The sequence below is a fragment of the Streptomyces aurantiaciflavus genome (assembly GCF_049808595.1).
Classification (GTDB): domain Bacteria; phylum Actinomycetota; class Actinomycetes; order Streptomycetales; family Streptomycetaceae; genus Streptomyces.
Window position 1 is genome coordinate 21,025 of the sequence record NZ_JBNCAQ010000060.1, and the last position, 9,998, is coordinate 31,022.

At 67.5% G+C, this 9,998-nt stretch carries 9 protein-coding genes and 3 pseudogenes; 6 read left to right on the forward strand and 6 right to left on the reverse strand.

Annotation, left to right across the window (positions count from 1 at the left end; genetic code table 11):
• Positions 1 to 49: 49 nt before the first annotated feature.
• Positions 50 to 727, reverse strand: coding sequence for an SDR family NAD(P)-dependent oxidoreductase (locus ACPT94_RS40910; protein WP_360349630.1), 678 nt, complete (start codon positions 725 to 727; stop codon positions 50 to 52).
• A 146-nt stretch (positions 728 to 873) separates the two neighbouring features.
• Between ACPT94_RS40910 and ACPT94_RS40915 the strand changes: the two genes are divergently transcribed.
• The gene (locus ACPT94_RS40915) at positions 874 to 1,566 is read left to right on the forward strand and encodes a TetR/AcrR family transcriptional regulator (RefSeq protein ID WP_360349633.1); all 693 of its coding nucleotides are present in this window, start codon (positions 874 to 876) and stop codon (positions 1,564 to 1,566) included.
• A gap of 278 nt (positions 1,567 to 1,844) precedes the next feature.
• Positions 1,845 to 2,072: a hypothetical protein gene (locus ACPT94_RS40920; protein ID WP_425248066.1), complete on the forward strand. Its 228-nt coding sequence runs from the start codon at positions 1,845 to 1,847 to the stop codon at positions 2,070 to 2,072.
• A gap of 465 nt (positions 2,073 to 2,537) precedes the next feature.
• Here ACPT94_RS40920 and ACPT94_RS40925 read toward each other — a convergent pair whose 3' ends face one another.
• The gene (locus ACPT94_RS40925; RefSeq protein ID WP_360349639.1) at positions 2,538 to 2,792 is read right to left on the reverse strand and encodes a hypothetical protein; all 255 of its coding nucleotides are present in this window, start codon (positions 2,790 to 2,792) and stop codon (positions 2,538 to 2,540) included.
• A gap of 281 nt (positions 2,793 to 3,073) precedes the next feature.
• On the opposite strand from ACPT94_RS40925, the gene ACPT94_RS40930 reads away from it, so the two are divergent.
• The 3 genes from ACPT94_RS40930 to ACPT94_RS40940 all read left to right on the forward strand — a co-directional run bounded on the left by ACPT94_RS40930 (position 3,074) and on the right by ACPT94_RS40940 (position 5,329).
• Positions 3,074 to 3,637, forward strand: coding sequence for a DinB family protein (locus tag ACPT94_RS40930; RefSeq protein WP_360349642.1), 564 nt, complete (start codon positions 3,074 to 3,076; stop codon positions 3,635 to 3,637).
• Between the two features lie 356 nt (positions 3,638 to 3,993).
• Complete coding sequence (locus ACPT94_RS40935) at positions 3,994 to 4,560, forward strand: DUF6193 family natural product biosynthesis protein (RefSeq protein ID WP_360349645.1); 567 nt, start codon at positions 3,994 to 3,996, stop codon at positions 4,558 to 4,560.
• A gap of 271 nt (positions 4,561 to 4,831) precedes the next feature.
• Complete coding sequence (locus ACPT94_RS40940) at positions 4,832 to 5,329, forward strand: hypothetical protein (protein ID WP_360349648.1); 498 nt, start codon at positions 4,832 to 4,834, stop codon at positions 5,327 to 5,329.
• Positions 5,330 to 5,598: 269 nt separating this feature from the next.
• On the opposite strand, the gene ACPT94_RS40945 is transcribed toward ACPT94_RS40940, so the two are convergent.
• The 3 genes and pseudogenes from ACPT94_RS40945 to ACPT94_RS40955 form a co-directional block, all read right to left on the reverse strand.
• The gene (locus tag ACPT94_RS40945) at positions 5,599 to 5,991 is read right to left on the reverse strand and encodes a hypothetical protein (RefSeq protein ID WP_360349651.1); all 393 of its coding nucleotides are present in this window, start codon (positions 5,989 to 5,991) and stop codon (positions 5,599 to 5,601) included.
• Positions 5,992 to 6,252: 261 nt separating this feature from the next.
• Positions 6,253 to 6,877: pseudogene (locus ACPT94_RS40950) on the reverse strand (winged helix-turn-helix domain-containing protein); the annotation flags it as partial.
• 1,133 nt (positions 6,878 to 8,010) lie between these two features.
• Complete coding sequence (locus ACPT94_RS40955; RefSeq protein ID WP_360349657.1) at positions 8,011 to 8,496, reverse strand: hypothetical protein; 486 nt, start codon at positions 8,494 to 8,496, stop codon at positions 8,011 to 8,013.
• Between the two features lie 281 nt (positions 8,497 to 8,777).
• Between ACPT94_RS40955 and ACPT94_RS40960 the strand changes: the two are divergent.
• A pseudogene (locus ACPT94_RS40960) lies at positions 8,778 to 8,898 on the forward strand (IS481 family transposase); the annotation flags it as partial.
• A gap of 19 nt (positions 8,899 to 8,917) precedes the next feature.
• On the opposite strand, the pseudogene ACPT94_RS40965 reads toward ACPT94_RS40960, so the two are convergent.
• Positions 8,918 to 9,921 (reverse strand): annotated as a pseudogene (locus ACPT94_RS40965) (IS5 family transposase).
• Positions 9,922 to 9,998 lie beyond the last annotated feature (77 nt).

Here is a 9,998-nt window from a genome sequence, read left to right on the forward strand (position 1 = left end):
CCGCGACGGCGCGCTCCGGCTTCGACGAAGCAGGGCGGGGCCGGCTGCTCTAGAGGCTGAAGACGAGTTCGGCCTGGTCGCGCTTGGTGGTGTGCAGATCCCAGTAGACGGGGGAGATCTCCTCGGGCTGGGCCGTCGGGAAACCGGGAACGGCCGGGGTGCCGATCGAGACGTCGATGCCGACGTGGGCGGCCTGGATCCCGGTGCCGGCCAGCTCCTTGTGCAGGTTGATCACCCAGTTGCGGAGCGCCGCGGCGGCGGCGTTGACGTTGCCGACCTGTGGCACGGGGTCGATGGAGCCGGCGCCGGTGGTGTAGAGCAGGGTGCCCGAGCCGGCCTGCCGCATCGCGGGCAGCACTGCCCGGGTGGCGGTGATGGCGCCGTAGAGCTGGAACTCGATCTCATGCTGGACATGAGCCGGCTCGGTCTCGGCGGGAGTGGTCAGAACGGTGGTGCCGAGCGTCCCGACCGGGGAGTACTCCAGGACGTCGATGCCGCCGAGCTTCGCGGCGGCGTCCTGGAGTGCCTTGCTGAGGGTGTCACGGTCGAGGACGTCCGCGGGGAAGGCGGTGGCGTCGATGCCCTCCGCGGCGAGTTTGCCCACGAGGGTGTCGAGCTTCTCGCGGTTGCGGGAGATCAGGGCGACGTCGAAACCCTGGGAGCCGAAGGTGCGAGCGATGGCCAGGCCGAGCTGAGGGCCGGCGCCGATGATGGCGATGCTGGACACAGTGATCCTTTTCGTAGGGCGGACGAGGTGGCGGGAGTATCCGGAAAGGCCTATCCAATTCAATATCCGGATAGGGGATTCCGCTTCGCTGTGTCCAACCGTACCACCAAAACTGGATAGGGCAATCCGATTGCTAGACTGGCCGTATGACTCCTGGCGACCAGCATCCCGACGCCCCTGCCGCTCAACCCTTGCGCAGTGACGCCGAGCGCAACCGGGAACGGATCATCGCCGCCGCGCGCACGGTCTTCGCACGGGACGGCCTCAATGCCTCCATGGCGTCCGTGGCCCGCCAGGCAGGGGTGGGGATCGCCACCATGTTCCGGCGCTTCCCCAGCAAGGCGGAGTTGGTCGACGCCGTCTTCATCGACCGCATGACCGCCTACGCCGACGCGGTCACCGCCACCCTCGACGATCCCGACCCTTGGCACGGCTTCGTCGGCTACGTCGAGACCGCCTGCGCGATGCAGGCCGCCGACTACGGCTTCGCCGACGTGCTGACCACGACGTTCCCCGCTGCCAAGGCCCTGGAGCACCGTCGCAACGAAGCGTACGAGGGCATGGTCGAGCTCATCGGCCGCGCCAAGGCAACCGGCCGCCTGCGCGAGGACTTCGACCCTTCGGACCTCGTGCTGGTGCACATGGCCAACGCCGGCGTCGTCAACGCCACCGGTGGCGCCGCACCCGACGCCTGGCGACGCGTCGTCGCCCTGCTGATCCAGTCCTTCGAGGCCCCGGCCCGCGGCCCGCTGCCCGCCTCACCCGAGCATGAGGCCCTCTACAAGGCCATGCTCCGTCCCGGTCCGGCGGGCGTCGCGGCGTCCGAGTCGGGCGGTTGACCGAGGGGAAGCGTCGGTCCGCATGGTGACGTGACGTGTTCGCCGCCCGGTGGTCCTCGGAGGTGGCGCATCACCCTGTCCGAGCAGAGGTTTCTCGGCGTCGTCGAGCCGTTGTGGGCGGGGCCGAGCCGACGCGGACGTCACCCGGGCCGGTGGCGCCAAGACCACTGGCGACGAGTTGAGCACGGAGCCTGTCCGCTGTGCCGGTACCGATAGGCCTGGCCTATACGGGGCATCGATTTTTGGTCGTGGACCCCTGACGTGCCGCCCGGTTCACTGTGGCGCAAGCCCAGCAGTACGGCATGGTCCTGTGGGACGACGTCTTCAAGCGCGTCGCCGCCGACTACCCGGACGTGGAGACCGAGAGCGTCCTGGTGGACGCGATGTCCGCGAAGTTCGTCCTGCACCCCGAGGACCTCTCGGTCGTCGTGGCCTCCGACCTCAACGCCGACCACGGAGGACGTGACCAAGGCCCTGATCGACGCGCTCGACGCCTGACGGTCTGAAAGCAGGCTCAGAACCTCGCCGTGGGGTCCATGAACGGCGTGTCTGGTGGCGAGCATGGATGTCACCTGGTTGCGGATCGCAGCGTCGGCGCTGGTCATCCTTGCTCCGCTGCTCACGACCCGGCTCGCGCTCCGCTTTTTGGGTGCCAGCTGTGTTTCGCCGTCCACTTGGGGGAGGTGGGATCGACCACCCAGGGCAGTGGGTCCGCGGAAACGGGACGGGACGCGGACGGGGCGTAGCTCGATGCCCACGACCCTGTAAGTGGGCCCTTGGCACCGGATCCGGCTGTACCGCCCAAGGCGAACTCGCCCTGGCAGTGGCTCAGTGGCACGCCGTCCAGGACCGCCCCGGTCTCTGGCTGAGAGCACATCAACTCCTGGCCCGGCGCCTGCCGCTCAGGAACGCGGACGTATGGCGCCTCGAACGTGCCGAACCGAGACTGCGCCATCGGCACGAGCTTCACGTCATGCCCTCTTGTCAGTCTCGTCGGCCTCCCGGATGCAGCCGTCTTCGCCGACCTGGTGGGGTGTGGGGCGGACGATGTAGGTGCTGCCGCCCACTCCCGGCCGGGGGCCCTGGCCGCTCTCGTCCTCCTCGAAGACGACGAACAGCCGGGTGCCGTGCGGCAGTCCGGCCCAGTGGACGGAGAGGGTGAACGCACGGTCGATGTCAGCCGGGTTGTGGAGGAAGAGGACGGATGCGTTGCCTGGGGTGGTCACTCCCCTGGACAGATCGACGACCTGGAGATTCTTGTCCCGGGTGGCAGTCTGCGGCCTTGATCATCCGTCACGTCATCGGTCGAGGCCGTCACATTTGGGTCATTGAACCCAACCCAGCCAGCCGGGTTGTTAATGTCAGACAGCCGCTCGCGGCGGCGTGGGCCGAAGGGCACATCAGCCCCCAGCGTCATCTCCCGGTGCGGTAGGCTCTCGCGGCCCACGGCCGGCGACGGCGTCCGCGAGGGTCGCAGCCAGGTTTTTGTTGTATGTAGTGTGCGGAAATGACAAGAAGCGAGCGGCTCGCGGACCAGCTGGACCGGCACTGGCACAAGAACCTGCGGCCGCGGCTGCACGGTCTTGCCGATGAGGAGTACTTCTGGGAGCCGGTGCGCGGCTGCTGGAGCATCCGCCCACGTGGCACGTCGGCCGCACCGATGTCGGCAGGTTCGGGGGAATGGACGATGGACTTCGCGTCCCCTGTCCCGGTGCCGGCGCCGGTGACCACGATTGCCTGGCGGCTGGCGCACATCATCGTCTCCTGCCTGGGCTATCGGGTCGGATGGCACTTCGGCGGCCAGGACGTCGACTCCGAGACATTCGCCTACGCGGGGACCGCTGACGAGGCGCTGAAACAGCTCGATGAGATGTATGGGAGATGGAACGCGGGGGTCCGCGAGCTCTCGGACGCTGACCTGGAGAATCCGCCCACGGTGGGTCCCGAGCGGTTTCCCATGGAGGGCATCGTCCTGCACGTCAACAGGGAGCTGATCCATCACGGCGCCGAGATTTCCCTGCTGCGCGACCTCTACCGTTGGCAGGACGGAGCCGTACCGCGCCGAATATGACTTTCCGGTAACCGGCGATCGAGCTTCGGAAAGCTACTGGACTCCGTGAGCTCCGTGGCTGCGAGCTTCAGTGAAGCTGCGCCCTCTTGAAGTAGCTGGTCAGGGTGGTGGCGTGAGGGTTGTTCGGGGTGGTCATGCCGGTGTTGGGCGGATGTCTCGGGTGTAGATCATCTGTCAGCGGGCTCCTTCGAGGTTCGTCAGGACGAACAGGGCGCGCAGCAGGCCGGTCGCGCGGGCGAGATCGGTGCGGAGCTTGGTGAGGAACCGCCAGTTCTTGAGGTGGGCGAAGCCGTGCTCGACCGGCGCGCGTGCGGCGCGAGCGCCCGTCGTGCGCTCCTCAGGGCAGGCAGCGGCAGTTGTACGCCACGATCCCGGCCGCCGGGGAAGAGCTGCAGATTTGCCTCGGCGGGGCCCGCAGGGTGTTCTTGCTCCGGATCTGGTCGCGCGGTGTGGAACTCGCCGGAGGTAAGCGGGAGGACCTGGACGAGGTGATTGCCGCGGCCTCGCTCTGGGCGTCTGGTGTGCGGCTGCGGGTCCTCGCTGCCAGGTTCCCGTTCATGGAGATCGGCGAACTGTCCGAGGCGTACGAGGAGGGTAGAGAGGTCGAGGCCAAGTGGTCGCTTCTTCTCAGGAGTGATCACGCCGAGGAGACCCTTCGTTTCCCGAAACTTGCAGGGCTGTTCCCCTACCTCAGCCATTACGACCTGCTCTTGAGCCGGACCACCGGATATCCGTTCACACGGGACGCCCCGTGCATTCGGCCGCTGTTGTCCGGGGGGTACGCGGTGATGTGGCCGGAAACCATGGAGAGGATCGCCACGGTGGAATCGCCCCGCCAGGCAGTGGAAATCGTCAACGCGGCGCTCCCTGAGGAATACGGCCCCACGGTCCCGGGCACGGCTGACGATGTCGACAGCGCCTGACCCGGCATTCTCACAGACGACGGCACGCCATGACGCGGCCGGGCCCCGCTGCGGTTTCGTGCTGTCGGGTGCTCAGCCGCAGACCTTCATGAGGGATGAGCGGCGAGCCCGTGAAGGCCCGGGCCGGGGCGTTCCCCGACAGTGGTGCACAAGCCCTTCAACCACGCCCGCAACAGGGGCCTTCTGCCAGGGTGCGCTTCTTGCCAGCAGGTAACGTCCCGATTGGATATCACAGACATGTACTTCGACATCGGTTGATAGGGGGGTGGTCATGGGAAGCGTGTTGAAGGGCGTGCCTGGAGTGCGCTGGGGGGACCTGCGAGGTGCGCAGGCCCCCGCCCGGGACATCCCCCCGCTGCTCTCCCGAATCGCGTGGGGCGGGGAAGACGCCGCCCGGCTCGCCATCGACGACCTTGGTGACTGCATCTGCGCCCTGGGATTCGTCGTTGGCGAGGCAACGGCGCCGACCGTCCCCTTCCTACTGGAACTGGCCGAGGCTCCCTTTGTGCCGTGCAAGCCGGAGCTGCTGGAGTTGCTGGAGAAGATCTACCGCACTCAGACGTGGCACTCGTCAGCAGTCGCGGCCGACGGGCCGAAGCGAAAGAACTTCCAGGAGCAGCCGGGATGGGAAGTCGCCGCGCGGGCGGCGGTTCTCGCCGGGCGGCGGGTGATCGAGGGCTTGGCCGGCTCTGTGCAGCCCGAGGTCGCCGATGCGGCTCGACGGCTGCTGCGGGCCATTGACGAGGACCCGGGGCTGCCCGGGATCTGATCGGGCTGAGCTGGGGAGAAGCTCGTCAAGTTCACGGTCGACACCGACGGTGACAAGGGCGAGGCCACCGACACCATCACCGCGACTCCTCCGTCCACCGCCGTGCAGTTGCTGGTCCGAGAAAGGGCCAGCAGACTTACAGAACTCCCTGCCCGAGCACTTCGCGAACAGGGTCGTGACGTCGAAGTCGAGCACCTCCACGTCTACCTCCCTCGCGTGTTGAAGACGGCCGCCTCATGATGTCCTGGCCGATGGGGCGTGAACGCCCCTCAACCGCGTCGGAAGAGATTTCTGAGCCGACCGGGCGTGGAGCCGTGGAACCGTTGAAGCAGCTCAAGGGCAGGAGGACTGTCCGGAGCAAAGCCGTGGATGCCACCCAACTCGCTGGGTACGCCAGGACCCCACAGTCGGGCGCCATGGCACTGGAAGCAGAAGGCGATCTGGAAGAGCAGGTCGTTGGCGCTATGAGCACGGATACCCCAGCCCGGGATGAAACAGCGGCGCAGCTCACTGTCCGGCACAGAGCTGATCAACGTCAGGGCGTCGCCGACCTGAGCCTTCTCCCAGATCGCAACCTCGTCACCCACCAGGTCCTCTGCGCTGAGGTGCCTCATCGGGTCGGTGATGCGGACGACCTCGATCAACTCGGTCTTCTCATGCACGGGCGGAAGCATCATGCGCAAAGAATCACCGATCAAGACGCTGCGCACCAGAGACGAGCGGACCTGGCAACAGCCGAGATCCGCTGGTCCCGAAAAGGGCATGCGCACTGGTCGAACTGCTCGCCCAGCGCTTCCTGAAGGCACGGTGTCCCGCTCACCGTCCGGCGCCTCCACGCCCACCGGCTCCGGGTCCTGACGGACCAGGAGCCAGGAGAGCCGCGGTGGAAGCGTTGCGGCCACGGGCCCGGCCAACTGCATCGGGATCGGCCAGCGGCGCCAGGAGCGGCGCCGCACCCGCACTATCGGCGTGTGCCCACGCCGGTCCCAGGTGCGGGCGCATGGTGGCGCCATCGAGAACCCGGGCCTCGTCCTCGAAGACGGTGAATGCCCCCGCGCCGCCGCAGTCATCCACCTGCGGCCACGCGTCCTTCTTTCACAAGCCCACCGCGCCCTCGTCGTGCTCCAGCGCCTGGCGGGCGGCACACCGCCAGGACCAGCCGTGCCGGTGTATCAGCCGCCACACCGCCGCCGACGAGCCATCCAACCGGAACGTCCTGGCGATCAGCTCCCTGATCCGGGCCAGGTCCAGCGCTGGTCCTCCCAGCCAATGCACGGCCGGCTCCAGTGCCAACTCCATCTCAAGCTCGGCGAACCGGCCATCGGACAGCTTGGGCGGTTTCGGCTGCCCCGTGGAGGCGAGGGCATTCATCCCGCCCTCCCGCCGAGCCCGCCATCAGCGCTCCACCGAAAGCTCACTCACCCGCAGATCCCTCGCGATCACTGCGGTCTTCTCGGCGCGAGCGAACCGCTCGCCCACCTCGTACCGGATCCGTTCGCGAAGCCGTCGCCCCTCCGCGGTCAGGCCGCCACCCGGCGCGTACCGCAGACCACCGGCCTACCGCAGGATCACCACACGTCACCACCCCCGACAATGATCCGAAGCGCTCAGTAATACCGCTTGCTCGAGTATCCCTGGCCGTTGGCCGGCGGGGCGCGCCTTGGTCGCCAGCCCGCCGAGGGAACGTCCGAGAGCATGGGTCGTCCGGCTCGTCGGCCGGTGCCCCCCTTTTTTCTTTGCGGGCGGCGGGCGCCAGTCGTGTGTCGGTGAGCCTGGGCGGTGGCGGAGTCGACGCTGATCAGGCGGTCGTTGTCACCGGCCGCGTCGGCCTGGGACTGCATGGCTGACAGGATCGGTGCCACGTGTCGTCCTCGGCTCAGCAGCGGAACGGGTTGAACACAGTCTGCCGGTCTTTCGCGGGCTACCGGGGTGGGCGCTTTCGAGGAGCAGCGGCACGGTCAGCATCGCGAACGGCCGACCGGCCTCTGAGTGTCGCGAACTCGCTTGGCCCCCGCACGAGTCGGCATGCGCCGGTGGCCTGGTCGACGAGGTGGGCCAGTTTCCGCCGACTCGGATCGGACGCTCGTCCTTGTCCTTCGCGGTGGGGTGCCAGGTGAAGCCGACCATTCCCGTGATGGCTGGGGTCGCCCACAGCCTCAGCTCAAAAGCCCATTCGTCCCACCGCTCGGTCAGGCCGCGACCGAACTCCTCCGCGAGCCTCCTCGCCTCGCTCTCCTCCAACAGGACCTCCTCCTAGGGTGCTCAAAGCCACGGGCAGACCCTACGAGAACAGTCTCGAGCGTGGTGCACGCACATCCGTACTCGTTGGAGCAGCCAGAGGAGTACGACGACAAAGGGGGCTCGTCACGGCGGGGACGACGGGAGCGCCCGTTGCCATCCTCGTTGCGGGCGCCCGGCCCCTCTCGGCGCCGGCGAACAGACGGGTGTTGTGGTGCAGCGCCACGGTGACGGCGGAAAGCGCTGCGGTACCAGCACTGCCGCAGCGACGAACGCCACCGCGCTGGCGGACACCCGGCTGGTGCGGGCGAAGCTGTCGTGCCCGCGAGCGCGGGGAGCAGGGTCTCGCGGGAGACACCCGCGACCCGCCATGCAGACCATCCCCGTCGGCGCGGGGAGCAGGATGAAGAGCGCCAGGAACTCGCGGGTCAGGTGCGCGTCGGTCAGAACAACGGTGGAACCCGTGCAAGCCGAAGAGCTTCGGCCGTGACATCGGCGTCGACCTGTACCAGTGTTCTGTCGCCGTACTCGAGGATGTCGTACTCGTCGTCAAGGTTGGCGAGTCGTTCGACCAAGGGCAGCTCGTGCCCAAAACGCTGGTGGATCCGGGATGCCAGCTCGCGTGGTGTCAGCTCACCGGCCAGCATCCGGGCGGCAAGTGCCCGCGCGGCGGCCTCGTGTCCGGCAACGCTGCCTGCTGGGTGGAAGGTGAGGCCCAGTTCGTCGAGTGCCGGGGGAAGCAGGTCGGGGACGTCGTAATCCGCCTCCGAACGTGTGCACGCGGCCAGGATCCGCAGGGCAGGACCGTCGAGGCCGGCAACGAGTGCATCACAGGCAGCAGTGACGACGTCGGTTGCGGGGATCTCGCCCATGCTCCAGAGAACGGCGCGGTCCTGGAGTTCGCGGGCTGCTGGTTCGGTCGACGGCATCTGTCCATGATCTTTTCAGTGGGTTGAGCAGGTCGAGTGGGTTTCACTGCGATGCCTGCTTGGCAGCTTCTCCCGGAAGCGCACGTGCTGAGTTCGCGTAGCGGATGACGGTCTTCTCGTCGATGCCGAAGACGAGGGCGAAGTGGAGGGGTCGGCACCGTGGGTGAGGGCCTCTTCGAGCTGACGGTCGACGCGGAGCCGTTCGAGGGGGGCGATGAGGTTGGTGGCCCGGGTGGTCCAGTTCGGTCACCGGGCCTACCTGCTGCCCTAGACCAGCAACACCGGAACGCACCGCAGCCCTGGCAGACTTCCTGCACACCTACAACCACCACCGCTGCCACACCGCACTCGAAGGCCAGCCACCCATCACCCGTGTGCAACCCTGCGGGTCAATACACCTAGGGCCTGTGTGATGTTGTGATCAACCAGTTGGCTTCAGGAGGTCGTTGATCCAGATCATCGAGGCGCGGAGATGGAGGCCGGCGAGGTAGCTCTCGGGCGTCTTGTCGTATCGAGTCGCGATTCCCCGCCAGGCCTTCAGCTTGTTGATCAGGCGCTCGACGGTGTTCCGTTCCTTGTAGAGATCGACGTCATGGCGTGTGGGCCGGCCGCCCCGGCTGCCTTTCTTCTTCCGGTTGGCGGCTTGGTCCTTCTTCTCCGGGATGACTGCCTTGATGTTGCGTTTGCGCAGGTAAGAGCGGTTGGCGCGGGACGAGTAGGCCTTGTCCGCGGCGACAGCGTCAGGCCGGGTTCGGGGACGGCCGACAGGCAGACGAACCCGCACCTTGTGCAGCACGGGCACGAACTGCGGGCTGTCGGCGGCCTGTCCTGCGGTCAGCACGAGGCATAGCGGACGGCACTTGCGGTCGGCGGCGAGATGAATCTTGCTCGTCAGCCCACCACGGGATCTGCCCAGCAGGGCTTGCTTCAAGCGGAGCTTGCGCCGTCGTCTGACGCGCCACCGCTCTTCCCGTTCGGGGTCGTCACTGCCGTCCTGCCCGTTCTGTTCCGGCGGGCCGCCCCCTTTTGCCGGGCCCGCTCCTGCTCGGCGGCGGCTTCCTCCAGGGCGTCCATGACCTCCTTGCCGATGCGCATCCCGGCGGCGTCGTGATGGGCGCGGGCGGTGGTGGAGTCCACGCTGACCAGGGACAAGTCCGTCTTCCCCTGGCGAGCGGCCTCAGCGATCACACCTTCCAGCAGCGCGGTGAAGACACCGGCGTCCCTCCACACCCGGAAGCGACCGTAGACCGTCGGCCACGGGCCGAACTCGCCGGGCATCTCCCGCCACTGACTGCTGGTGCGGAACCGCCAGATCACCCCTTCGAACTGCTCCCGCAGCCGTCCGGGGTACGGGCCGTACTCGCCTATCGGCAGGAACGGCTCGATCAACTTCCACTGGTCGTCGGTGAGTTGGCTACGCGTCACGATCGTCTTCCTACCGGATCCGCCTGACCGGCGGATCCGGATCCCAAGATTGATCACGACATCACACAGGCCCTAGT

Bases quoted from the DNA above. Each gene is read 5' to 3' on its own strand.
- ACPT94_RS40915 (WP_360349633.1), top strand. From the start codon at position 874: ATGACTCCTGGCGACCAGCATCCCGACGCCCCTGCCGCTCAACCCTTG.
- ACPT94_RS40930 (WP_360349642.1), top strand. From the start codon at position 3,074: ATGACAAGAAGCGAGCGGCTCGCGGACCAGCTGGACCGGCACTGGCAC.
- ACPT94_RS40940 (WP_360349648.1), top strand. From the start codon at position 4,832: ATGGGAAGCGTGTTGAAGGGCGTGCCTGGAGTGCGCTGGGGGGACCTG.
- ACPT94_RS40955 (WP_360349657.1), bottom strand. From the start codon at position 8,496: ATGCCGTCGACCGAACCAGCAGCCCGCGAACTCCAGGACCGCGCCGTT.